Below are 22,581 nucleotides of genomic sequence, written 5' to 3' on the forward strand. Positions count from 1 at the left end.
TTTTCGTGACGCGGTCGCGCCGCGACAGACGACTGCGATCTAGAAGTTGTAGATCGCCGAGGCCTGCACCGTATCGGCGTCGGCGTCGAGGCCGTTCTGCTGCTCGTAGTCCACGTGGTTGTACTCGATACCGACGGTGAACGGATCCACCGGCGTGTACAGCAGGTTGACCGCCAGCGAGGACGACTCGTCGTGGAGATCCCCGGTATCGAAGGCGGCGTCGTCCGGATCCTCGGAGTAGGCCTGACCGTAGACCAGATTGGTGGTCCACTTCTCGGCCAGATCCTGCGAGATCGTGCCGATGAAGCCCCACTGCCTGATCGGCTCTAGATCGCCGTCGCTGGTCACGTAGCCGTCCGGGGCGCCGGCGGGGGCATAGATGTACTTGGCGATGCCTTCACCGCCGGAGACGGTCGCCATGAGCGTCGTGCCGGTCGGCAGACTCCAGCTCGCACCGGCATCCAAACCCCATGCGAATGTGCTCTCCTCACCGGAATCGAAACCGTATGACGCAACGGTATTACCATCCGCGTCTACCGTTTCACTAAGCACATCGCCCTGCAGCTTCCGGGCCACGCCCGCGAACTGGAAGCTGAAGCTGTCAGTGGGCGCCGCCTTGTAGCGGAACGTGAAGTCCGGCAGCGGCTGATCGGTATCATCGATCGCGTTGCTGTCCGCGGTGGACCCGAAACCGACGTTCGCGACGTTGTTATCGTCCGGACCGAAGAAGCCCTGGCCCTGCGGCGCCTCGAGGGCGACGTCCAGCGAGCTGTCCTCGGAAAGATCGAAGGTGTAGCGCACCTGGGCCTGACGCTCGAACAGCTGGGCCTGCGGGCCGTAGAAGTTGAGCATCGTGCCGTAGTTGAAGTCCGAGAAGGTGGACCAGTCGCGGCCGATCAGCCAGTTGCCCAGCGTCAAATAGGCGCGGCGCACGCGCGGCTGCGGGCCGGTGTCGAAGCCGAAGTCGCCGCGGCCGTAGAAGTCCATCTCGATATAGCCGCCGAGGTCGCCAAGGGCCGTGGGCGTGGTCGTGGCCAGCTTGAGCCGCGTCTGCTTGACGGTGGCACCGAGGGTCTCGTCGCCCGGGCTGTCGGTGCCTTCGGCGAGGCGGGTGCCGATCGCATCGGACGGGCCGAGCGAGGCGCCGTAGTCGTCCTCGAAGCCGTACACGGCGTCGGCCTTGATGTAACCGGTCAGCTCGATGGTGGTGTTGCCCACCTTGAAGCCGGATGCGTCGTCATCGGAGGCGGACGTCTCCGCGGCGGCCTGTTCGGCCTGTTCCGCACGCTGTTCGGTGCGCTGCTGCTGGGCCTGCAGATCGTTGAAACGGCCCTGCAACTCCTGGATCTGCTGACGCAGTTCCTGCATCTGCTGCTGCTGGCTCTGCGCCGCGGCCGGCATGGCCGAGAACAACAGCGGTACGGCGATGGTCGTGCCCAGTACGCCGCGGACGGCTGCGCCCACACGCGTGGTGCGCTTCGGTGTCGTGCTCATGATTTTCTCCCTGTGATAAACCCCCCAAACCGTGCCCCAAACACGATCCGGTTCAGGGGACTGTAACCCATTCTTCACACGCGCGCCACGCCGCTGAATCAAAGATTCCCGAAAAATTGGTGCACGAATATGTCGCACAAATCATGCACATACATAGGGCAGACATGAACTCGCGGGCCGGGGCCCGGACCCGGTCCGCCCGTAGGCGCGGCGTCCCGGCGACGCTACACTGGCGGTCGTGAATCAGCCCAAGCAGAAACTCGTCATCGGGATCTCGTCGCGGGCGCTGTTCGACCTCGAGGACAGCCATCGCGTGTTCGAGGAGCACGGCCGCGAGGCCTACTGCGACTACCAGATGGCGCACGAGGAGGACGTGCTCGCGCCGGGGGTGGCCTTCGACCTGGTGCGCAAGCTGCTCGCGCTCAACGACGCCGAGCACGAGCGCGTGGAGGTGATCCTGCTGTCGCGCAACAGTGCCGATACGGGCCTGCGGGTGTTCAACTCCATCGCCCACCACGCCCTGCCGATCACACGAGCGGCGTTCACCAGCGGCAGTTCGCCGTACCGCTACGTGGGCGCCTTCGGGGCCGATCTGTTCCTGTCCGCAGATCCGGACGACGTGCGCGCGGCGCTGAATGCCGGCTGCGCCGCGGCGACCATTGGTCCGGGCCAGTCGCTCGACCGGGGCGAGGGCGCGCTCCGGATCGCCTTCGACGGGGATGCGGTGCTGTTCTCGGACGACGCCGAACGCATCTTCAAGGAGCAGGGGCTGGCGGCGTTCACGGCCAGCGAGGCCAGCGCCGCCGACGAGCCGCTGCCCGGCGGGCCGTTCAAGGCGTTCCTGGAAGCGCTCACCCGGATTCAGGGCGAGTTCGATCCGGCCGACTGCCCCATCCGCACCGCGCTGGTGACCTCGCGCAGCGCCCCCGCGCACGAGCGCGTGATCCGCACGCTGCGGGCCTGGCACATCCGCATCGACGAGGCGCTGTTTCTCGGCGGCATGAGCAAGGAACGCTTCCTGGAGGCCTTCGGCGCCGACATCTTCTTCGACGACCAGGCCAGCCACATCGGCCGGGCCGCGGGCCGGGTCGCCGCCGGCCACGTGCCCCACGGCGTGGCCAACGAGCCGTCCTAGAGTTTGTTGAGGTTTCGTCCGCGTCCGCGCCAAGCGCAGTTTTTCGACGAGACGAGGCGTAGTGCGCGCCGTGCAGTCACGCTGCACCCACGTGCTGCAACGCTGGATTGCGGCCTCTTGTTAATTCCATAGGCGCTTGTCCCGAAGGGTTGGGTTGGGCCGCCCATTCGATAACGATGGGCGTCCGGCGGCGTTGCAGGCCGGGGGCGTGGCACGCCCAGAGCCGGCGGCCCGCGCCTTGCCAGCCACGGTTTGCGGCCTCCAACGCGGCGTGCTTACGGCACGTCAACAGGCTCTAACCGAGATCGCGCTCGGCGAGATAGGTGCGGAAATCGTCGTTGAGCGCCGCGACGATGTCGTCGGTCGCGGTGACCACCATCAGCTTGCGGGTGTTGAGCAGGGTCGGATAGTCGATGACGAGCAGACACTGGGCGAAGCGCGAATCCGCCTGACCCACCTGGGCCGCGGTCAGCGCCCAGAGCCCGGCGGTCTGGGCCGGCAGCTCGACGAAGTTGCGCTCGATCAGGCCGGCCTTCTCCTCGCTCATGGTCACGCCGTTGCGGCGACGCGCGATGATGTCGTTGGGCCGGCGCGGCGATATCACGTCGCCGGTGTCGCCGAGATAGGTCAGGCTGATGTGGTTGTCGTCGGTGGTGATCAGGCGCACGTCCCGCACGGTCACGCGCACATCGGTGCCGTTGGCGCAGATGACGTGCACGCGATCCTCGTCGGGGTCGCTGCGCGAAGGCCGGATGAGCTGCCGCAGTTTGTGCTCCAGGCTGCGGTTGCGCAGCACGTAGAACAGATACACGAGCCCCGACCAGATGACGAAGGACGTCACGGTTCCGAAAATGCTCTGTACGATCGACAGCAACGACATGATCCAGCCCGACCCGCCCGTGCGTGACGCCCTCCGCCATCCTAGTCCCCGGCCACCGGCATGAACGCGGGCGGCGCGATACTGGTCATCGCCGGGGCGCTGGCGATTGCTGCGCTGATTATGGCCTATCCGCACCTGCGGCGCCGCTGGCGGGCGCCGGCGGATCTGGATTCGCGGGAGCGCGACGCCCTCGTCGCGGCGCTGCCGTGGCGCGACCTGCTGGATGCGGATCAGCGCGAGCGGCTGCTCGAGCACAGCGCGCGCCTGCTGGCCGAGGTGTCGTTCATCGGCTGCAACGGCCTCACCGTGACCCGCGGAATGGAACGGGTGATCGCCGGCCAGGCGAGCCTGCTCTGTCTGGGCGCCGAGCCCGGCGACTTCGTCCTGCCGCGGGAGATTCTCGTCTATCCGGACGCCTTCTACATCCCGCAGGACGACCCGGACGAGCACGGCCTGGTGGACGATCTGCCCATGCTCGCCTCCGGCGAGGCCTGGGCCGGCGGCCGCGTGATCCTGTCGTGGCGCGACATCGTGGAGGCCCTGGCCGGCGCCGATCACAACGTGGTGCTGCACGAGTTCGCGCACCTGCTGGACTTCGCCGCCCCCGAAGCGGAGGGCGCGCCGCCGATGCACGACTTCGCCGGCTGGTCGGGCGCCTTCGGCGACGCCTTCGAACGGCTGCGCGCCGAGGGCTCGCCGGTGATCGACGTCTACGGCGCCGAAAACCCCACCGAGTTCTTCGCCGTCGCCGTCGAGGCCTTCTTCCAGCGCGGCGATGCACTCGCCGCGGCGCATCCCCGGCTCCACGCCGTGATGGTGGCCTATTTCGACATCGACACCGCCGCCCGGCCGCCCGACTTCGGCCCGCCAGCCGGCGCCGGCGAAGAAGACGGCACGTGAGCGCACGCCTCATCCGAGGCGCGACCCGAAGCGAGAAGCCGCGGCACCCACGGCGGCCGGCCTAGCGACGTCGATGACGGTCACGCCGGGCGCCGCCACGGGTCGCTGCCCGGTGTCTCGCCGCGTACGGTTCGAGCGAACGGGCACGGCGCCGCCACGGGCCGCGGTCTTGCCGGCACGCGAGGCGAACGCAGCCGCTCGAGGCACGCCGATCGCAACATCGGCCTGATGCGGGGTGAGGACGTCATACCGGGCAAGCTCACGCACGCAGGGCATCGACACCGCCGCGACCCGTCACAGCCCCGGTATCAGCCGATACCGCGAGCCGTCACGACCGAACCCGTGCCGATATTCGCTCCCGGCGCGGTAAAGTGCTTTCCGCTCGTCTCCGCACCGGACACGCCGGCGTCATGCAGCGACGCAACGCCCAGCCGCCGCTCGGCCACGGCCGTCAATCGGCCGGGCCGCGCGAGTGCGGACTCGGCCCATGGATGCGGCCGACGGCATCGTGAACCTGCCACGGGACGTGCCGACTCCGCCACTGTCAGTGTCTTTGTGAGCGCCCATCGAGGCGTGCCGCGCGGGCGCCGTCGGGGGCGGTCGCCCGTACCCACGGGCACCGTCCCAGGCCGGCATGAGCCGACGCCGAAGTCGCAGGTTTGACGAGGCGATCACGGGGCCAAGGACCCGAAGCGGCGACCGCCGCGCGGTACGATTCCGAAATGCCGCGGCCGAGCACGCGCCCGGCCGACTCGCGGCCCGTACCGGTGACACGCCCACCGGACGTTTGAACGAACTGAAACGCCGGGTACCGCCAGCCCGACTCCGTCTGAAGCCGCGGCCACTGTCGGTGCCGTCGTGCAACACGGCGGCGTCCGAGCCGCGCTCGACCGACTCGCCGTCATCGCCCGTTCGGTATGACCTCACGGCGAAGCCAGTCCATCGAACGAACGTCCGTTTTTCGTTGACCGCGACCGGCGGCCTGCCTATAGTCGCCCGATGTCCGAGTTGCTGCTCATCCGCCACGGCCAGGCCCGCTTCGGCACCGACGACTACGACCGGCTGTCGGAGACCGGACAACGCCAGGCGCGCTTGGTCGGCCGACAGCTGGCCGAACGCGGCCTGCACGTCGACGCCGCGCTGACGGGCGGCATGCAGCGTCAACGCCACACCGCCGAGCTGGCCTTGGTCCACTGGGACCCCGCGCAGACCCTGACGACCGATACCGGGTTCGCGGAGTACGACGCCGAAGCGCTGTTCACGGCCTATCTGCCCGGCGTGCTCGAGGCCGATGCCGGGCTCGCCGCCCGGCGCGAGGAGATCACCCGCGATAGGCGGCTGTTCCAGAAGACCTTCGAGGCCGTGACCCGCGCCTGGATCGCCGACGCGCCGCGGGCCGAGGCGGTGGGCGAGCGCTGGGACGCATTCCGGGCCCGGGTGCAGGCCGCCCTGGATCGGCTCCACCGCGAGCAGCCGCGGGACGCCCGCGTCGCCGTATTCACCTCCGGGGGCCCGATCGCGGTGGCCGTGGCCGCGGCGACCGACGCCGGCCCCGCGCGCACGCTCGAGCTCAACTGGTCGGTCCACAACGGCGCCGTCAGCAGCCTGCGTTCGACCCGCGCCGGCTGGCGACTGACCGGTTTCAACGACATATCCGCCCAGCACGCCGCGGGCGATCCCGCGCTGGTCACGTTTCGCTGACCATGACTGCCGACGCCGCGTCCGAGCCCGTGCCCTCGCTGCGCCGCTTCGCGCAGCGCCACGAACTGACCACGACCGCGCTGTGCGCACAGATCGTGGCCGACGGCGAGCACTCGATCAGCGTGCGCAAACCCGCGGTGGCGGCCGACAATCTCGCCCGTATCGTCGGCGCCATGCTGCGCCTGGCCAATCGCAGCGGCTTCGCGGGCATGACGCTGCGCGAGCTGGCCACCGCCAGCGGCCTGTCGCTGGGCGGGCTCTACGCCTACATCCGCAGCAAGGACGAGCTCGCCCAGATCGTCCAGCGCCAGATCGGGCGTACGCTGCACCGCGTGCTCGACGACACCCTGGCCGAGGTCGCCGGCCCCCGCGAGCGGCTGGCGGCGGCGGTGCACGCCCATATCTACGTGACCGAGGCGCTGCGCGACTGGTTTTTCTTTCTCTACATGGAGGCCCACCATCTGGCCGCGCCGCGCCGCCGCGAGGCGATGGCCATGGAGCGCGCCTCCGAGACCGTGCTCGCCGACATCATCCGCGCCGGCCAGGCGGCCGGCCACTATCGCGCGCTGGCGCCCGAACCCGCGGCCGGGCTGATCAAGGCCATGCTGCAGGACTGGTATCTCAAGCGCCGCAAGCACAGCGACCGCGGTCTGGACGTCGACGCCTACGCGGCGATGGTGATCGCCGCCGCCGAGGCCCACCTGACCGCCGAACCATGAGAGGCTCGCAACCATGACCGATATCGACTCCGCGACCGACGTCCGCGAAGGCGAAGCGCTCGACGCCGCCGCGCTGACCGCCTACTGCCGCGAGCACGCGCCCGAACTCGTCCCGGCCGCCGGCGACATCGAGGTGCGCCAGTTCCCGGGCGGCGCCTCGAACCTGACCTATCTGCTGGTCGTCGACGGCGCCGAGTACGTGCTGCGCCGGCCGCCGTTCGGCAGCAACGTGGCCTCCGCCCACGACATGGGGCGGGAATACGGCGTGCTCAGCCGCCTGCACGCGGTCTTCGACCCGGCGCCGCGGCCGATCCTGCACTGCACCGACGAATCCGTGATCGGCGCCGAGTTCTACATCATGGCGCGGCTGCGGGGCGTGATCCTGCGCCGCGACCTGCCCGCCGACGTCGAACTCTCGAAAGCCGGAGCCGCGCGCCTGTGCGAGCAGCTGCTCGACGTGCAGGCCGCGCTGCACACCACCGACGTGGATGCCGCCGGCATGGCCGACTTCGGCCGCCCCGAGGGCTACATCGAGCGCCAGATCGGCGGCTGGAACAAGCGCTATCGCAACGCCCGCACCGACGACGTGGCCGACTGCGAGACGATCATGGACTGGCTCGACGCGCGCATGCCCGACGTACAGCGGCGCGCGATCATCCACAACGACTACAAGCTCGACAACGTGGTCTTCGACGCGGACCTGACCCGGATCGTGGGCGTGCTCGACTGGGAGATGGCCACCGTCGGCGACCCGGTGATGGACTTCGGCTGCTCCATGGCCTACTGGGTGCAGGCCGACGATCCGCAGCCGCTGATCGACATCCGCATGGGCCCGACCCAGCTGCCCGGCATGCTCACCCGCGACGAGATGCTCGCCCGCTATCGCGAGAAGACCGGCTTCGCCATCGACGACTGGCCCTTCTACCGCGTGTTCGGCCTGTTCCGGCTGGCGGCCATCCTCCAGCAGATCTACAAGCGCTACGTGGAGGGCAAGACGCAGGACGAACGCTTCGCCGGCTTCGGGCAGGCGGTCAACGTGCTCGCCGCGCAGTGCGAACGCGAAATCCGCGCCGCGGCCTGAACGCGGCGACGACCCACCCACCAGGAGACCCGACATGAAGCTCTACGACACCCAGCAGGCCCCGAATCCGCGCCGGGCGCGCATGTTCATGGCCGAAAAGGGCATCGACCTCGACAGTATCGAGGTGGTGCAGCTCGATCTCGCCGCCGGCGACAACCTCGGCGACGACTACCGGCGCCGCAATCCCATGGGAACGGTGCCCACGCTGGAGCTGGACGACGGCCTGTGCCTCGGCGATTCCATGGCGATCAGTCGCTATTTCGAGGAACTCCACCCCGAACCGCCGCTGCTCGGCCGCGACGCCCGCGACCGGGCCGTGGTCGAGATGTGGAACCGGCGCATGGAGCTTAACCTGCTGTTCCCGGTCGCCATGGCATTCCGCAACATCACCGGCCATTTCAAGGACCGCGAACGCTGCTCGGCCGAGTTCGGCGAGATCAGCTTCGAGCGCGCCACGGCCATGTTCGACTTCATGGACCGCCACCTCGCCGAGCACAGCCATGTCGCCGGCGAGGCCTTCACCGTGGCCGATATCACCGCCGTCTGCGCCGTGGACTTCGCGCGGGTGATCAAGCTGCGCATCGGCGACGAGCGGCCGAACCTCGCGCGCTGGCACGCGGCCGTGTCCGAGCGCCCCAGCGCCCGCGCCTGAAGCCCCATTAACCCGCCCGGAACGCGCCGATGAACCCGGAGAACACCAGTCCCGACGTGGTGGCCATCGTCACCGATCTCGTCGGTACCACGGTCGACGCCACCACCGCCGCCGACGACCTGCCCCGCTACGTCCGGGCGCATCCGGACGATCCGGCGGTCCTGGCCTGTCTCGACGCCCTGCGCGAACAGGCCGGCGAACCCGAGGCCGACGTCGAGCGCGTGCTGGCCGAGCTCGCCGCGCAGCTGCCGGCCGCCGACCCGGACGCCCCGCCCGTCGGCTCGGATCGCGTGGCCGACCCCGACATCGCCGCCCGCATCCACGCCGACGCCGCGGCGGGGCTCCAGGCCTGGGCCGACGATCACCGGGCGCTGTTCGTCTATGCCGCGGTGCCGGCCCCGGTGCAGCGGCTGATGCTCGCCTGCAGCGACCGCGGCGATCTCGGCGACCTGTTCGGCGGCCACTTCGACACCCGCATGGGCGGGACCACGCGCCAGGCCAGCTACCGGGCGATCGCCGAGGCGCTGGGCGAACGGCCGGCCGCCCTGCTGTTCCTGTCCAGCCGCGGCGATGCGCTGGACGCCGCCGCGGCCGCCGGCTGGCAGACCTGCTGGATCGCCCGCGACGACGCTGCCGCGGAACGGGCCGAACGCCGGGAAACCCACCCCTGGGTGCCCGGTTTCGACGCCATCGAACTGCTCTGAGACGCCGCCGCGCCGGGGCACCGCCGCCCTGCGGCCGGTGGCCTGCCGGATGGCCGTCGCGCGCCAAGGCCTGTTGACGTTTCGTACGCGCCGCGTTGGAGACTGCACATCGTGTCCGACAAGGCCCGGGCCGCCGGCTCTGGGCGTGCCACGGCCCAGGCTTGCAACGCCGCCGAGCGCGCACCCTTGTTCAATGGGTGGCCCAATCCTTCGGGACAGGCGCCCATGACATTCACAAGATGCGGTAATCCGGCGTTTCAGCACGCTGGTGCAGCGTGACTGCACGGCGCCGCACTACGCCTCGTATGGCGGGACAAAAGCGCTGGGCGCGGACTCCTACGAGACATCAACAGCCCCTGGACCGCAGCGATCACCGAGTCGAGCGGACGACACACCGTTCGAGCTGCAGCCGAGTGCAGCGACCGCACGGACCCGCGCAGTTCCGGTCTGATCGCCATCGCGACACACATCCGGGCGGCGAGGCGACCTTGCCCCGGTACGCCCCGACGCACATCGTCGTCGAAGATCACCCTAGTGGTCGGCCCACGACACGGCGGCGGGACCTTACCGGGCGTGGACTCGAACTCGAACCGCATTCAATGGCCGCCGGAAACCGGTCCGATCACGCCGCGACGGCCCGCCGACGCGCGCACGACGCAGCACCGCGGCCCGGCATTCGCGTCATCCGGGCCGCGATCGTTCGCAGGCGCGGGCCCGCGCTGATCCGTCGCCGCCGCGGGTCGATCGGAGCACCGGTCTCCGCGGCGCTCAGGCCGGCGCAGTGGCCGGCAGGCCCGCCCCGCCGTGGGTCAGGGCGCCGGCGGCGACGGCCGCCGCATCGAATACGCCCGTATCCAGCACCCAGTGGTCGACCAGCGCCGCCGGGGTGACGTCGAAGGCCGGGTTGTCGACCGGCGCGTCGGCGGGCGCCCAGCACAGTTCACCGGCGGCGCCCGTCACGCCGCGCACCTCGGCGGCGGCGCGCTGTTCGATCGGGATCGCGGCACCGGTCGCGCAGGCCGGATCCAGCGTGGTGTGCGGCGCGGCGACCGCGAACGGCACGCCGTGGTGGCGGGCGAGCACCGCCAGGCCGTAGGTGCCGATCTTGTTGGCGACATCACCGTTCGCGGCGATCCGATCGGCGCCGACGATCACCCGGTCCACGCGCCCGGCGGCCATCAGCCCGGCGGCCATGCTGTCGGTGATCAGGCGGTACGGCACGCCCAGCTCACCGAGCTCCCAGGCCGTCAGGCGCGCGCCCTGCAGCAGCGGCCGGGTCTCGTCGACCCATACCGAAACGCCCTTGTCCTGTTCGTGCGCGCGCCGGATGACGCCCAGGGCGGTGCCGATGCCGGCGGTGGCCAGACCGCCGGTGTTGCAGTGGGTGAGAATGCGCTCCCCGGGGCCGATCAGGGCCGCGCCGTGGGCGGCCAGGGCGTCGCAGAGCGCGCGGTCGCCGTCGTGCAGCGCCTCGGCGCTCGCGATCACGGCCGCGCGCCAGTCCGGCGCGGCGAGTGCGTCGGTCAGCGCGTCCATGGCGTGCATCAGGTTGACCGCGGTCGGCCGGGCGCGACGCAGCCGGGCGACGGCCGCAGCAACGGCGTCGCGATCGTCGCCGCGCTCGGCCCGCACGGCCACCAGCAGCGCCGCCGCGATCGCGATCATCGGCGCGCCGCGGGTGCGCAGCGCGTGGATGGCCTCGACCAGCGCATCGACGTCGTCGATCGCCAGCCAGCGCTGCTCCTGCGGCAGCCGCGACTGGTCCAGCAGGTACAGGCGGTCGGCCTCGACGCGCAGCGCCATCCCCGAACGATCCTGCATGGCGATCAGCCGGCTGCCAGACGGGCGAGCAGCTCGTCGGTCTTCGCGCGCATGAGTTCGATGTCGCCGCGGGTCTCGACGTTGAGGCGGACCACCGGCTCGGTGTTGGACCTGCGCACGTTGAAGCGCCATTCGCCGAAGTCCATGGACAGGCCGTCGACGTGCTCGATCGACTGGGCGGCCGCGCCGTAGTGGCGCTCCAGATCGGCCAGGGCGGCGTCGGGATCGCCGATCTCGCGGTTGATCTCGCCCGAGGCCGGGTAGGCCGCGATGCGCTCGGCGACCAGCGTGGACAACGGCTTGCCCGACTCCGAGATCAGCTGCGCCATCACCAGCCACGGGATGTGGCCGTTGTCGGCGTAGGAGAAGTCGCGGAAGTAGTGGTGCGCGCTCATCTCGCCGCCGTAGAGGGCGTCGGCCTCGCGCATGACCTGTTTCATGAACGAGTGGCCGGACTTGGACTGGACCGGCGTGCCGCCGTTCTCGCGCACCTGGGCGAGGGTGTTCCAGGTCAGGCGCGGGTCGTGGACGATGGCCTCGCCGGGGTTCATGGCCAGCAGCATCTGCGCGATCAGGCCGACGATGTAGTAGCCCTCGATGAACTCGCCGTTTTCGTCGAAGAAGAAACAGCGGTCGAAGTCGCCGTCCCAGGCGACGCCGAAATCGGCGCCGTGTTCGCGCACCGCGGCGGCCGTGGCCTCGCGGTTCTCGGGCAGCAGCGGGTTGGGAATGCCGTTGGGCAGCTCGCCGTCCGGCTCGAAGTGCAGGCGCACGATCTCCAGCGGCAGCCGCTCGGACAGCGGATCGACGATCAGCCCGGCGCAGCCGTTGCCCGGGTTGGCCACAATGCGCAGCGGCCTGAGATTCTCGGGGCGGATCTGGCCGAGCAGGAAGTCGATGTAGCCCGGCCGATGATCCAGCGCGCGGCGCTCGCCGGTGCGCGCCGGGGTCGGGAAGTCGTTGTCGTGGGTGCGTTTCTCGATATCGAACAGGCCGGTATCGCTGGAGATCGGCCGCGCGCCCTCGCGCACGAACTTCAGGCCGTTGTAATCCTTCGGGTTGTGGCTGGCGGTGACCATGATGCCGCCGTCCGTGGCCTGGCTGAAGGTGACGTAGTAGACCTCCTCGGTGCCGCAGAGGCCGATGTCGAGGACATCGGCGCCGCCGGCGGTCAGGCCCTCGATCAGGGCATCGGCCAGTTCGGCGCTGGACAGGCGCATGTCGCGGCCGACGACCACGGTCCGCGCGCCGATTTCGGCCGCGTACGCCCGGCCGATGCGGCGGGCGAGATCGGCGTCGAGCTCGTCCGGCACCCGGGCGCGAACGTCGTAGGCCTTGAAGAACGGATAGTACTGACCCATCAGGAAGACTCCTTGCCGTCGCTCGCGGCGGGCTCGGGCGCGGCATCGGCGCGGCCGTAGACGTCGTCGAAGCGCACGATGTCGTCCTCGCCGAGATAGCTTCCGGACTGGACCTCGATGAGGTCCAGATCGACCTTGCCGGGGTTTTCCAGCCGATGGACGGCGCCGAGCGGTATGTAGGTGGACTGGTTCTCGGTGAGCAGGCTCTCGCGACCGTCACAGGTCACCCGGGCGGTGCCGTGGACGACGACCCAGTGCTCGGCCCGATGGTGATGCTTCTGCAGCGACAGCCGGCCGCCCGGGGTGACGCGGATGTGCTTGACCTGGAAACGCGCCCCGGCGGCGATCTGTTCGTAGCTGCCCCAGGGCCGATAGGCCTTGCGGTATTCCGTGGCTTCGGCACGGCCGGCCGCGCGCAGCGACTCGACCAGCCCCTTGATCTCCTGTTCGCGGCCGCGGTCGGCCACGAGCACCGCTTCGGCGGTCTCCACGACCAGGGTGTCGCGCAGGCCGAGCGCGGCCACCAGGCGGCCGTCGCTGTGAACGACGCAGTTCTCGGCGTCCTCGAGCCAGACGTCGCCGCGGCGGCTGTTGCCGGCCGCATCGGCGCCGACCGCGCGGCCCACGGCGGACCAGCTGCCGAGATCGTTCCAGCCGGCGTCGAGCGCGACCATGACCGCACGCTCGGTCTTTTCCATGACGGCGTAGTCGATGGAATCGCTCGGGCAGGCGGCGAACGCCTCGGCATCCAGACGCAGGAAGTCGATGTCGGCCTCGGCCTCGGCGTGGGCGCGGCTGGCGGCGGCGTGGATCTCGGGGGCGTATTCGGCCAGCGCGTCGAGATAGTCGTCGGCGGTGAACAGGAACATGCCGCTGTTCCAGAAGTAGTCGCCCGCCGCCAGATATGCCGCGGCACGCTCGGCGTCGGGCTTTTCTACGAAACGCTGCACGGCGCGCGTGCCCTCGGCCAGCGTCTCGCCCGCCTGGATGTAGCCGTAGCCGGTCTCGGGCCGGTCTGGGGTCACGCCGAACAGCGTCAGCCGCCCGGCGGCCGCGCCCGCCCGCGCCTGCGCCACGGCGCGGGCGAACACATCGTTGTCGCCGATGGCGTGGTCGGTGGGCATGACCAGCAGCTCGGCCGCGCCGCCGTGGCGCGCGCGCGCCTCCAGCGCGGCGGCCGCGACCGCCGGCGCGGTGTTGCGTGCCGCCGGCTCCAGCAGCACGCGTCCCGGCATCTCGGCGGCGCGCATCTGCTCGGCCATGACGAAGCGGTGTTCGGCGCTGCCGATCAGCAGCGGCTCGCCCAGATCCGGCAACCGGCGCACCCGTGCAAGCGATTGTTCGAGCAGGGTGGCGTCGCCCGTGAGCGCCAGAAACTGCTTGGGACGGCTCTGGCGCGAAAGCGGCCACAGACGCGTCCCGGTGCCACCGGCGAGCAGGACCGGTATCAGCATGTCGATCTCCAGATTGCAGTCGGCCACGGCGGCTCGTACGGGCCCGGCCTGCGCGTTCGGCGAAAAATGAGCATTCTAAAATACCCTGCCGGGCGGGCCTCCCACCAGCGTTGCTGTCGGACGACCCGGGTACCGCCACCGATTTTGTATAATTTTCGGTCATTTGTGAGATGCGATCGTCGGGACCCGGCTTCGGCGATGTACTGAGGGGCACAGAGGATGAACCACCCGTGACGCGACGATCCGCCGCGCGTCGCTGCGCCCGCCGTCTCGGCGCACTGATCGTGCTGCCGTCGTTGGCGATCGCGGCGACGGTCACGCTGGACGATCTGCACTCGGAAATCGACGCCGGCCATTTCGAGGCGGCCGCGAGCCAGGCCGCGGATTATCTGGAGGCCCACCCGGGCGATCGCGACGCCCGCTTCCTGCACGCCCGGGCGCTGGCCGGTCGCGGCGACATCCAAGCTGCGATCGATGCCTACGAGGAGCTGGCGACGGACTATCCGCTGCGGCCGGAGCCCGCGAACAACCTCGCGGTCCTGCACGCCGAGCGCGGCGAGCTCGAGGCCGCCCGCGACTGGCTGGAGAAGGCGCTGGCCACGCAGCCCGCCTATGCGACCGCACATCGCAACCTCGGCGATGTCTACACCGCGCTCGCGGAACTGGCCTACCGCAACGCGCTGGATTCCGACGCGGTCGACGCCAAGACCCCGCTGACCCTGCTCGATCGCTTCTACTACGCGCAGGAGTCGGTCGCCCCGGGGCAGACCGAGACGCCGGCGCCCGTGCGCCGGCCGGTGACGGGCGACACGCCCGCACCGGGCGAGCCGCCGCCGGCGGGCGACGATCGCAGCATCCTTCAGAGCGTGCGCGCCTGGGCGATCGCCTGGTCGAACCAGGATTTCGCGGCCTACACCGATTTCTATGCCGAGGATTTCGATCCCGGCGACGACCTCGGCCGTGCGCAGTGGCTGTCGGTACGCAAGGCGCGTCTCGCCCGGCCGGACGATATCCACATCCATATCGACGCCCCGCAGATCGAACGGATCGCCGAGGATCGGGTACGGGTGAGTTTCACCCAGCGCTATGAATCACCGCGCTACAGTGACCGGACCCGCAAGCGCCTGCTGCTGACGCGCACCGACGGCGGCTGGCGCATTCTGCGGGAGACCACGGTCGACGAGGGACGATGACACCAGCCGCGCCACGCCTGATCGCACTCGCCCTGGGCCTGCTCGGCGGCACCCTCGGGGCGCCGTCCGCGACGGCCGACAGCGAACCACCGGCGACCTCTCGCCCCCCGCTGCACTCGGAGGCCGAGACACGGCTGATGACGGTGATCGCACTCGCGCGCCAGGGCGACTACAACCGCGCGATCGACGATCTCTCCGATCTGATCGACGAGCGGCCGAACTTTCGTTTAGCCCAGCTCGTCTACGGCGAACTGATGGTCGCGCGCGCCGGGCGCAGTATCGATCCGCTGATCGGCGAGGACGTGGCCAAGCGGCGCGACGCCTTGCTCGCCGAGGCCGAGTCGCGCTGGAATCATCGCAGCAACACCGCGACCGACGGCCGAGTACCGAACGCGATCGTCCAGCTCGCACCGGAGCACGAGCACGCCATCGTCGCCGACCTCGACCACAACCGCGTCTATCTGTTCGCCAACGATGACGGCGCGCCCCGGTTGATGGCGGATTTCTACGCCACGATCGGCAGCAGCGGCGCGGGCAAGGAGGCCGAGGGCGACATGCGCACCCCGGTCGGGGTCTATCACGTCACCCGCTATCTCAACGACAACCAGCTGCCGGAACTCTACGGCATCGGCGCACTGCCGGTGAATTACCCGAATGCGCTGGATCGCACCCGTGGCCGCACCGGGCACGGAATCTGGCTTCACGGCGTGCCGCGCGCCACCTATGCCCGCTCGCCGCAGGCCAGTGAGGGCTGCGTGGTGATCGCCAACGACGACTTCGAGCGCCTGCGCGAGCGCGTCGACGTGGGCGCCACGCCGGTGATCATGACCCAGGGCGTCGACTGGGTGTCGCCCGCCGAGGCCGAAACCATCCGCACCGAAGTGCGAGCGGCGATCGAGGACTGGCGCCACAGTTGGGAGGCGATCGACACCTCGGCGCATCTGGCCTACTACGATGCCGATTTCGTCAGCGACGAAGGTCGCGACAAAGCCGCCTACGCGGCCTACAAGAAAAAAGTGAACGCTCGGAAGGAGAAGATATCGGTCGATATCGACCAGCTCAGCATCTTCCGCTATCCCGGCGAGCAAGAGATGGTGAAGGTCACCTTCGACCAGGCCTATCGAAGCAACAACTACCGCTCCAAGGACCGCAAGACCCAGTACTGGCAGCGCAACGACGACGGCCGCTGGCGGATCGTGCTGGACACCGAAGCCGACTGAGCGAGAACTGTCGGCGCGCCCGGTCTATTCCTCGCGCTGCCGTCGAATGAGGTAGTCGGCCACATCGAACATGGCCTCGTTGCTACCCGCGCTGCGGCCGCTGATCCAATACTGCCCGGCGACACCCAGGCTCGGGGTCGCGGTGACGTTGAACGCACGCATCATCTCGCCGGCCGCCGCCACCTTCTCGCGAACGGCATCGCTGTCGAAGGCCGCATCGAAACGCTTACCGTCGACGCCGTGGTCCACCATGAATGCGCGCATGTCCGACTGCGACAACAGGCGTCGACCCTGTTCGTGAATGGCGCGGAAGATGTCCGCGTGCACCTCGTCGAGCACGCCGAGGCGCTGTGCGGCGTAGTAGAGCCGGGCGTACTTCTGACCGCCGTTGCCGAAGAGCACCGGCACGCGCGAGAAGGCGACGTCGTCGCCGAGCTGCTCACGCCAAGCCTCGACCTCGGGCTCAAGGTGATAGCAGTGCGGGCAACTGTAGAGAAAGAACTCGACGACGTGGATCCGGTCATCGTCCGGCGTCGCCACGGGCGCCTCGATCGCCTGGTAGTGCTCGCCCTCGACATAACGCGAGACCAGACCCTGCGCGAAGCTACTGGTCGAAAGCGCGCACATCAGCAGGCCGACAACGAAGGCCGCGATGCGATGATGGTCCAGACCGCGCATGATTATTCACCGGCCTGCGATTCGCCGTCGTTCGCGTCGTCGGCCTGGCCGTCGCCGCTATCCTCGTCGCCGCTGCCCGAGTCGGCGGAGGCGTCCTCATCCGCGTCGTTCCCGTTCTCGTCTGCAGACTCGGAATCGGAGCCGTCATCGTCGCTGCCGCCGGCCTGCTCCGAGTCGGCACTGTCGCCCTCATCGCTGCCGGAGGACTCCGATTCGCCGTCGTCATCGCTCGAGGCGTCCTCGGAATCGGATGACCCGCCGCCCGAACTCGAGCCACCACCGGCCGCGGCGGCCGGTCCGGCGACCTGCTGCATCAACGCGCCCTTGTCGTTGGTGAACCCTTCCTGGGCGGGGGCGATGCCGGCGACGTAGGACGCCAGCGCCTGGATGTCGTCATCGCTGAGTTCCTCGGCGACGGCGTTCATGATCTCGGCCTTGGCATAGCCGGTGCGCTCGCCGTCGCGGTAGGCCTTGAGCTGGGCTGCGATGTACTGCGGATTCTGACCCGACAGCCGCGGATACTTCGCGGCCGCATTGCCGAGCGCGGCCGGCCCGTGGCAGCCGGCGCAGGCGGGAATGCCCTCTTCGGTGTCGCCGCCATGGTAGAGCTTGGCGCCCGCCGGGGCGATCTTCTCGCTCGCGGCCCCCGGGCGGGTCTGCTGGTCGGCGAAATAGGCCGCGAGGTCTCGCATGTCCTGCTCGCTCAGACCCGCAACTTGGCCGGCCATCACCGCATTCTGTCGATCGCCGGACTTGAAGAGCTTGAGCTGCTCGTAGATATAGGGTGCGCCCTGGCCCGCGAGCTTTGGAAACTGCTCCGATTCCATGTTGCCCTGCGGACCATGGCAGGCTGCACAGGACGCGGATTTTTCCTTGCCGGCCTCGGCATCGCCGTCAACCAGCGGCGCGGCACCGGCGGCACCCGCACACAACATCAGCCCGAACAACACAAAGAAGCGCTTGGTCATGTCCTATTCGTCCCCGATACGGATCGGCAGCACAATGACGGCGCGCCGGCGACCACCGGATTGCAACCGTCAGTGGAAAACGGATTTATTGTATACCACCCGGTGCCACGGCCGCAGTCCCGACCGGGCGCGACGCCCCACGCCACCACGCCACAACCGGATGCCGTGTTCATGAGTGCGCTCCACATCAACGACTTCAATCACATGCGATTCGTGTGCTCCGCGCCCACGCCCCGCGCCTTTCCGGCGCCCGCGGGCCCGGAAATCGCATTCGCCGGGCGCTCCAACGCCGGCAAGTCGAGCGCACTGAACGCCATCTGCGGGCGCACGGGCCTGGCGCGCACGAGCAAGACGCCGGGGCGCACTCAGGCGATCAACTTCTTCGTGGGCGAGGCCCTGTGCTTCGCCGATCTGCCCGGCTACGGCTATGCCCGGGTGCCGCCGAAGACCAAGGCCGCCTGGCAGGCGCTCATCGAGCACTACCTCGGTCAGCGCGAGCCGCTGGCCGGCGTGGTGCTCATCATGGACGCGCGCCGGCCGCTGACCGATTTCGATCGCCAGCTGCTCGAATGGGGCGGCGCCTACGGGCTGGCCTTTCACCTGGTGCTGACCAAGGCGGATAAGCTGCCCCGGAGCCAGCAGATCGAGGCGCTGCGGGGCGTGGGGCGCAGGGTCGACGGTGCCAGCGCGCAGCTGTTCTCGGCCAGCAAGCGTTTCGGCATCGACGAGGCGCGCGAGACGATTGCGGCGCTGGCGTATCCGCCGGACGTCGACGACTTGTAAATGAGAATCATTCCTATGTATTCTCGAATCGCCATCCACCAGAGGGCGATCACAATGGCGTACGACATCAAGGCATGGCTCGATCGTGAAGGCTCGCCGCGGCTCGAGATTCTCGACGCCGAGTCGGGCACCCTGCGCATGGCCTGGGACGCCCGCGAACACCGCTCCCAGGCGATCAAATCGCTGTTCCATGAGCTCATGTTGCTGAGCCTGCGCGACCAACTCGTTGATTCGACCGGTGTTTCTCCGCCGCGATGAGCGCGCTCATCGACTGCTGACGACCATTGGTCGGGAAACCGGCGCCGTCGAGTCGACGCGCCGGTTTTTCTGTGTCATAAATAGCCGAGATCGCTGATTGCTCAGGGATAAAAAAGCCCCGACGGCAGGGGGAATACCGTCGGGGCGATTCATCCGGTCTGGGGAGACCGGATTCGGGGTTACCGCTCAGGGAGAAAAGCGGGCAAGCCTTGCGCTTGCAAGACATGAGACCGGCACCGTCGCGAAGAGTTCCAGCCGGAGGTGAAACTTTTTCGCGGCCGGGTAGAGATTCAAACCGGACGCCACGCACCGTTTGCACCGGGCACACCGGTGGTTGTGTGGCGCGCAAAAAAGAAGCCCCGACGATGGGGGAAACCGTCGGGGCCAATGATCCGGTTCCGGGGGAAGAACCGGATTGGGGGTTACCGCTCAGGGAGAAAAGCGGGCAGGCATTGCGCCTGCATGGATTCAGACAGGGCCGCTGCGGCCGAGTTCCCGCGGGCCCGTGAAAATTTCGGGACCGGGACGACGCGCAAAAAGAAACCCCGACGGCAGGGGGAATACCGTCGGGGCAAGCACTCCGGTCTTGGGGGAGAACCGGATTGGGTTACCGCTCAGGGAGAAAAGCGGGCAAGCATCGCGCTTACGAAATATCAGACCGGCACGGATGCACCGAGTTCCGAAAATTTTCGAAATTTTTTTATCCCAGCGAGAACAGTCACCTGGCTGCTATTTCGACGACTCAGTGGGCTTTCTGCCAGTTGTCGGCGATACCGGCCTCCGCCAGCAGCGGCACATCCAGCGCGGCCACGCCGCGCATGCGGGCCGCGATCTCGTCGGCCAGCCGTTCGGCCTCAGCGTCCGGCACCTCGAAGACCAGCTCGTCGTGGACCTGCATGATCATGCGCGCCGGTTCACCAGAGCTTCGCAACCACGCGTCGACATCGATCATCGCCTTCTTGATCAGATCCGCCGCCGTGCCCTGCAGCGGCGCGTTGATCGCCGCACGCTCCGCCCCCTGACGGCGCGCGCCGTTGCGTGAGTTGATCTCCGGCAGGTACAGCCGGCGACCGTAGAGCGTTTCGACGTAGCCGTCGGCCCGCGCGCGTTCGCGCGTCGCGTCCATGTAACGACGCACGCCGGCGAAGCGCTCGAAAAAGCGCTCGATGTAGGCGCCCGCGTTCTCGCGCGAGGTCTCGAGCTGCTTGGCGAGACCGTAGGCCGACATGCCGTACATCAGCCCGAAGTTGATCGCCTTGGCGGCGCGCCGCTGGTCGGCGCTCACCTCGGCCGGCGACGTGTCGAAGACCTCGGCGGCGGTCGCGGCGTGGATGTCGCGCTCCTCGTTGAAGGCGGCCAGCAGCCCGGGATCGCCCGACAGATGCGCCATGATCCGCAGTTCGATCTGGGAATAGTCCACGGCCAGGATCTTGTGGCCCGGGGGCGCGATGAACGCCTCGCGGATGCGCCGGCCGGCCTCGGTGCGGATGGGGATGTTCTGCAGGTTGGGATCGGACGACGACAGCCGGCCGGTGGCGGCCACCGCCTGGTGATAGGAGGTGTGGATGCGCCCGGTGTCCGGATTGATCTGGGTCGGCAGCTTGTCGGCGTAGGTCGAGCGCAGCTTCGACAGCTCGCGCCAGTCGACGATCATCGCCGGCAGTGTGTGCCGGTCGGCGAGCTCGCGCAGCACGTCCTCGGCGGTCGACGGCGCGCCCTTGGGCGTCTTGCGGATCACGGGCAGTTCGAGCCGGTCGAACAGGATCTCCTTGAGCTGGGCCGGCGAGCCCAGATTGAACTCGCCGCCCGCGGCCTCGAAGGCGGCCGTCTGGACCGCCTGCATCCGCTCGGCCATTTCCCGGCTGACCCGGCCCAGCAGATCGCGGTCGACGAGCACGCCGTTGGCCTCGACGCGGGCGAGCACGGGCATCAGCGGCATCTCGATGTCCTCGTAGAGCGCCTTGAGTCGCTGGCTTTCGCCCAGCTCGCCGTAGAGCCGCCGATGCAGCTGCAGCGTGATGTCGGCGTCCTCCGCGGCGTAGGGCGTGGCGACGTCCAGCGCCACCTGGTTGAAGGTGATCTGCTTGGCGCCCTTGCCGGCGACGTCCTCGAACTTGGTGGTGCTGCGCTGGAGGTAGCGCTGGGCCAGCGAGTCCATGTCGTGACGCGTGGCCGTGCTGTTGAGCACATAGGACTCCAGCATCGTGTCGTGATCCAGCCCGGCCATGTCTACGCCGTGGCGGCGCAGGACGTTGACGTCGTACTTGATGTGCTGGCCGAGCTTGGAAACGGCGGGGTCCTCCAGCACGGCGCGCACCCGGTCGATGACGGTCTGCCGATCGAGCTGCTCCGGTGCGCCCATGTAGTCGTGGGCCACCGGCACATACCAGGCCTCGCCCGGCTCGACGGCGAAGGACAGACCAACCAGATTCGAGGCCATCGCCGAGAGCGAATCGGTCTCGGTGTCCACGCAGATCAGGTCGGCGGCCTCCAGCCTGGCCATCATCGCCTCGAGCGCGTCGACATCGAGCACGGTGTGATAGTGCGTTTCGGCCGGCGCCTCGGGCGTGCCGGGAGACGCCGGCGCGGCCTCCATGTCCTCGAGGAACTTGTGAAAGGCGTAGCCGCGATAGAGCTCGGCGAGCCGTTCGCGATCGGCCGCGCCGCGGGTGAGCGCCGTACCGGCCGCGCCGAGGTCCAGATCGCAGCGGATCGTGGCCAGATCCTTGTACAGCGGCAGATCGTCCAGGGCGGCACGCAGATTGTCGGCGACCTTGCCGCCGATGGCGTCCGCGTGCGCGATCACGCCTTCCAGCGAACCGTACTGATCCAGCCACTTGGCCGCGGTCTTGGGCCCGACCTTGGGCACGCCGGGAATATTGTCGGAACTGTCGCCGACGAGGGCGAGATAGTCGGTGATCAGCGCCGGGCCCACGCCGAACTTCTCGTGCACGCGGGCGACGTCGGTGCGCTTGTCCTGCATCGTGTCGAGCAGGTGCACGCGCTCGTCGACGAGCTGGGCCATGTCCTTGTCGCCGGTCACGATCAGCACCTCGCCGGTATCGCGTGCCGCGAGCGTGCCGATGACGTCGTCGGCCTCGACGCCGTCGATCTGCAACAGGGGCAGACCGAGGGCGACCACGACCTCGCGGATGCCGGCGAACTGCGCCGAGAGCTCCTCGGGCACCGGCGGGCGGTTGGCCTTGTAGTCGGCGAACAGCTCGTTGCGGAACGTGGGCCCGCGGGGATCGAAGACCACCACGATGCGGTCCGATTCGTATTCGCGCAGGAACTTGCGCAGCATGTTGGTCATGCCGTAGATCGCGCCCGTGGGCTCGCCGTCGGCGTTGGTCAGCGGCGGCAGCACGTGATAGGCGCGATACAGCCACGACGAGCCGTCGATGAGAATCAGCGGCCCGCCGGCGGGCGCGGTGTCTTGGGGCATGGCAGTCACGAAGGTCGATGCGCCGACAGGCGAACCGGCCGGCGGGGAAACATGGAGGCACCAGCTTAACGCGGTCGTCGCCGGTCGTTCTCGGCCCGGACGCCGGAACAGCGCAATGCGGTCGTCGTCGTCCG

General features: G+C 69.0%; 19 protein-coding genes. 11 read left to right on the forward strand and 8 right to left on the reverse strand.

From position 1 onward, the window contains the following. Nucleotides 1–39: 39 nt before the first annotated feature. Entirely contained in the window at nucleotides 40–1,494 is a 1,455-nt protein-coding gene (locus SAHL_RS13610) for a DcaP family trimeric outer membrane transporter (RefSeq protein WP_123591962.1), read from the reverse strand. Nucleotides 1,495–1,732: 238 nt separating this feature from the next. Between SAHL_RS13610 and SAHL_RS13615 the strand changes: the two genes are divergently transcribed. Next, nucleotides 1,733–2,629: a 5'-nucleotidase gene (locus tag SAHL_RS13615; protein WP_123591963.1), complete on the forward strand. Its 897-nt coding sequence runs from the start codon at nucleotides 1,733–1,735 to the stop codon at nucleotides 2,627–2,629. A gap of 295 nt (nucleotides 2,630–2,924) precedes the next feature. Here the strand turns inward: SAHL_RS13615 and SAHL_RS13620 are convergent, their stop codons facing one another. After that, nucleotides 2,925–3,509, reverse strand: a complete 585-nt coding sequence (locus SAHL_RS13620; RefSeq protein WP_123591964.1) for a hypothetical protein — start codon at nucleotides 3,507–3,509, stop codon at nucleotides 2,925–2,927. 60 nt (nucleotides 3,510–3,569) lie between these two features. Here SAHL_RS13620 and SAHL_RS13625 point away from each other — a divergent pair, with 60 nt between their 5' ends. From SAHL_RS13625 to SAHL_RS13650, 6 genes are all read left to right on the forward strand, one after another. Next, nucleotides 3,570–4,409, forward strand: a complete 840-nt coding sequence (locus SAHL_RS13625; RefSeq protein WP_123591965.1) for a M90 family metallopeptidase — start codon at nucleotides 3,570–3,572, stop codon at nucleotides 4,407–4,409. Nucleotides 4,410–5,408: 999 nt separating this feature from the next. Continuing rightward, the gene (locus tag SAHL_RS13630; protein WP_123591966.1) at nucleotides 5,409–6,110 is read left to right on the forward strand and encodes a histidine phosphatase family protein; all 702 of its coding nucleotides are present in this window, start codon (nucleotides 5,409–5,411) and stop codon (nucleotides 6,108–6,110) included. Between the two features lie 2 nt (nucleotides 6,111–6,112). After that, entirely contained in the window at nucleotides 6,113–6,829 is a 717-nt protein-coding gene (locus SAHL_RS13635) for a TetR/AcrR family transcriptional regulator (protein WP_123591967.1), read from the forward strand. A gap of 13 nt (nucleotides 6,830–6,842) precedes the next feature. Then, entirely contained in the window at nucleotides 6,843–7,910 is a 1,068-nt protein-coding gene (locus SAHL_RS13640) for a phosphotransferase family protein (protein ID WP_123591968.1), read from the forward strand. 34 nt (nucleotides 7,911–7,944) lie between these two features. Beyond that, nucleotides 7,945–8,562, forward strand: coding sequence for a glutathione S-transferase family protein (locus SAHL_RS13645; protein WP_123591969.1), 618 nt, complete (start codon nucleotides 7,945–7,947; stop codon nucleotides 8,560–8,562). A 29-nt stretch (nucleotides 8,563–8,591) separates the two neighbouring features. Further along, entirely contained in the window at nucleotides 8,592–9,266 is a 675-nt protein-coding gene (locus SAHL_RS13650) for an HAD family hydrolase (RefSeq protein WP_123591970.1), read from the forward strand. 768 nt (nucleotides 9,267–10,034) lie between these two features. Here SAHL_RS13650 and mtnA read toward each other — a convergent pair. Genes mtnA through SAHL_RS13665 form a run of 3 tightly spaced genes read right to left on the reverse strand, consistent with a single transcriptional unit; the run spans nucleotide 10,035 to nucleotide 13,902 of the window. Next, complete coding sequence (mtnA, locus tag SAHL_RS13655; protein WP_123591971.1) at nucleotides 10,035–11,087, reverse strand: S-methyl-5-thioribose-1-phosphate isomerase; 1,053 nt, start codon at nucleotides 11,085–11,087, stop codon at nucleotides 10,035–10,037. Between the two features lie 5 nt (nucleotides 11,088–11,092). After that, nucleotides 11,093–12,448: a phosphohexomutase domain-containing protein gene (locus SAHL_RS13660; RefSeq protein ID WP_123591972.1), complete on the reverse strand. Its 1,356-nt coding sequence runs from the start codon at nucleotides 12,446–12,448 to the stop codon at nucleotides 11,093–11,095. Beyond that, nucleotides 12,448–13,902, reverse strand: coding sequence for a mannose-1-phosphate guanylyltransferase/mannose-6-phosphate isomerase (locus SAHL_RS13665; protein WP_123592054.1), 1,455 nt, complete (start codon nucleotides 13,900–13,902; stop codon nucleotides 12,448–12,450). Before SAHL_RS13665 ends, SAHL_RS13660 begins: the two co-directional genes overlap by 1 nt. A 230-nt stretch (nucleotides 13,903–14,132) precedes the next feature. Between SAHL_RS13665 and SAHL_RS13670 the strand changes: the two genes are divergently transcribed. Continuing rightward, entirely contained in the window at nucleotides 14,133–15,095 is a 963-nt protein-coding gene (locus SAHL_RS13670; RefSeq protein WP_184947700.1) for a nuclear transport factor 2 family protein, read from the forward strand. Further along, nucleotides 15,092–16,315, forward strand: a complete 1,224-nt coding sequence (locus tag SAHL_RS13675) for a L,D-transpeptidase family protein (RefSeq protein WP_123591974.1) — start codon at nucleotides 15,092–15,094, stop codon at nucleotides 16,313–16,315. Before SAHL_RS13670 ends, SAHL_RS13675 begins: the two co-directional genes overlap by 4 nt. Before the next feature lie 24 nt (nucleotides 16,316–16,339). On the opposite strand, the gene SAHL_RS13680 is transcribed toward SAHL_RS13675, so the two are convergent. Both SAHL_RS13680 and SAHL_RS13685 read right to left on the reverse strand, forming a co-directional pair. Beyond that, nucleotides 16,340–16,993: a thiol:disulfide interchange protein DsbA/DsbL gene (locus tag SAHL_RS13680; protein ID WP_123591975.1), complete on the reverse strand. Its 654-nt coding sequence runs from the start codon at nucleotides 16,991–16,993 to the stop codon at nucleotides 16,340–16,342. Nucleotides 16,994–16,995: 2 nt separating this feature from the next. Further along, the gene (locus SAHL_RS13685) at nucleotides 16,996–17,961 is read right to left on the reverse strand and encodes a c-type cytochrome (RefSeq protein ID WP_123591976.1); all 966 of its coding nucleotides are present in this window, start codon (nucleotides 17,959–17,961) and stop codon (nucleotides 16,996–16,998) included. Between the two features lie 171 nt (nucleotides 17,962–18,132). Here SAHL_RS13685 and yihA point away from each other — a divergent pair, with 171 nt between their 5' ends. Together yihA and SAHL_RS13695 are read left to right on the forward strand one after the other, a co-directional pair. After that, nucleotides 18,133–18,744, forward strand: coding sequence for a ribosome biogenesis GTP-binding protein YihA/YsxC (yihA, locus tag SAHL_RS13690; RefSeq protein WP_245968543.1), 612 nt, complete (start codon nucleotides 18,133–18,135; stop codon nucleotides 18,742–18,744). Between the two features lie 54 nt (nucleotides 18,745–18,798). Continuing rightward, on the forward strand, nucleotides 18,799–19,002 hold the full coding sequence (locus SAHL_RS13695) for a hypothetical protein (RefSeq protein ID WP_123591977.1): 204 nt from the start codon (nucleotides 18,799–18,801) through the stop codon (nucleotides 19,000–19,002). Between the two features lie 742 nt (nucleotides 19,003–19,744). Here the strand turns inward: SAHL_RS13695 and polA are convergent. Beyond that, nucleotides 19,745–22,447: a DNA polymerase I gene (gene polA / locus SAHL_RS13700; RefSeq protein WP_123591978.1), complete on the reverse strand. Its 2,703-nt coding sequence runs from the start codon at nucleotides 22,445–22,447 to the stop codon at nucleotides 19,745–19,747. Nucleotides 22,448–22,581: the final 134 nt, after the last annotated feature.

This window comes from Salinisphaera orenii subsp. halophila YIM 95161 (assembly GCF_003732545.1).
Classification (GTDB): domain Bacteria; phylum Pseudomonadota; class Gammaproteobacteria; order Nevskiales; family Salinisphaeraceae; genus Salinisphaera; species Salinisphaera orenii_A.

Coding starts and splice junctions, on each gene's coding strand:
- SAHL_RS13610 (WP_123591962.1), bottom strand. CDS start 1,494: ATGAGCACGACACCGAAGCGCACCACGCGTGTGGGCGCAGCCGTCCGC.
- SAHL_RS13680 (WP_123591975.1), bottom strand. CDS start 16,993: ATGCGCGGTCTGGACCATCATCGCATCGCGGCCTTCGTTGTCGGCCTG.
- SAHL_RS13650 (WP_123591970.1), top strand. CDS start 8,592: ATGAACCCGGAGAACACCAGTCCCGACGTGGTGGCCATCGTCACCGAT.
- SAHL_RS13640 (WP_123591968.1), top strand. CDS start 6,843: ATGACCGATATCGACTCCGCGACCGACGTCCGCGAAGGCGAAGCGCTC.
- SAHL_RS13635 (WP_123591967.1), top strand. CDS start 6,113: ATGACTGCCGACGCCGCGTCCGAGCCCGTGCCCTCGCTGCGCCGCTTC.
- SAHL_RS13630 (WP_123591966.1), top strand. CDS start 5,409: ATGTCCGAGTTGCTGCTCATCCGCCACGGCCAGGCCCGCTTCGGCACC.
- SAHL_RS13685 (WP_123591976.1), bottom strand. CDS start 17,961: ATGACCAAGCGCTTCTTTGTGTTGTTCGGGCTGATGTTGTGTGCGGGT.
- SAHL_RS13645 (WP_123591969.1), top strand. CDS start 7,945: ATGAAGCTCTACGACACCCAGCAGGCCCCGAATCCGCGCCGGGCGCGC.
- polA (WP_123591978.1), bottom strand. CDS start 22,447: ATGCCCCAAGACACCGCGCCCGCCGGCGGGCCGCTGATTCTCATCGAC.
- SAHL_RS13695 (WP_123591977.1), top strand. CDS start 18,799: ATGGCGTACGACATCAAGGCATGGCTCGATCGTGAAGGCTCGCCGCGG.
- SAHL_RS13625 (WP_123591965.1), top strand. CDS start 3,570: ATGAACGCGGGCGGCGCGATACTGGTCATCGCCGGGGCGCTGGCGATT.
- SAHL_RS13660 (WP_123591972.1), bottom strand. CDS start 12,448: ATGGGTCAGTACTATCCGTTCTTCAAGGCCTACGACGTTCGCGCCCGG.
- yihA (WP_245968543.1), top strand. CDS start 18,133: ATGAGTGCGCTCCACATCAACGACTTCAATCACATGCGATTCGTGTGC.
- SAHL_RS13675 (WP_123591974.1), top strand. CDS start 15,092: ATGACACCAGCCGCGCCACGCCTGATCGCACTCGCCCTGGGCCTGCTC.
- SAHL_RS13665 (WP_123592054.1), bottom strand. CDS start 13,902: ATGCTGATACCGGTCCTGCTCGCCGGTGGCACCGGGACGCGTCTGTGG.
- mtnA (WP_123591971.1), bottom strand. CDS start 11,087: ATGCAGGATCGTTCGGGGATGGCGCTGCGCGTCGAGGCCGACCGCCTG.
- SAHL_RS13620 (WP_123591964.1), bottom strand. CDS start 3,509: ATGTCGTTGCTGTCGATCGTACAGAGCATTTTCGGAACCGTGACGTCC.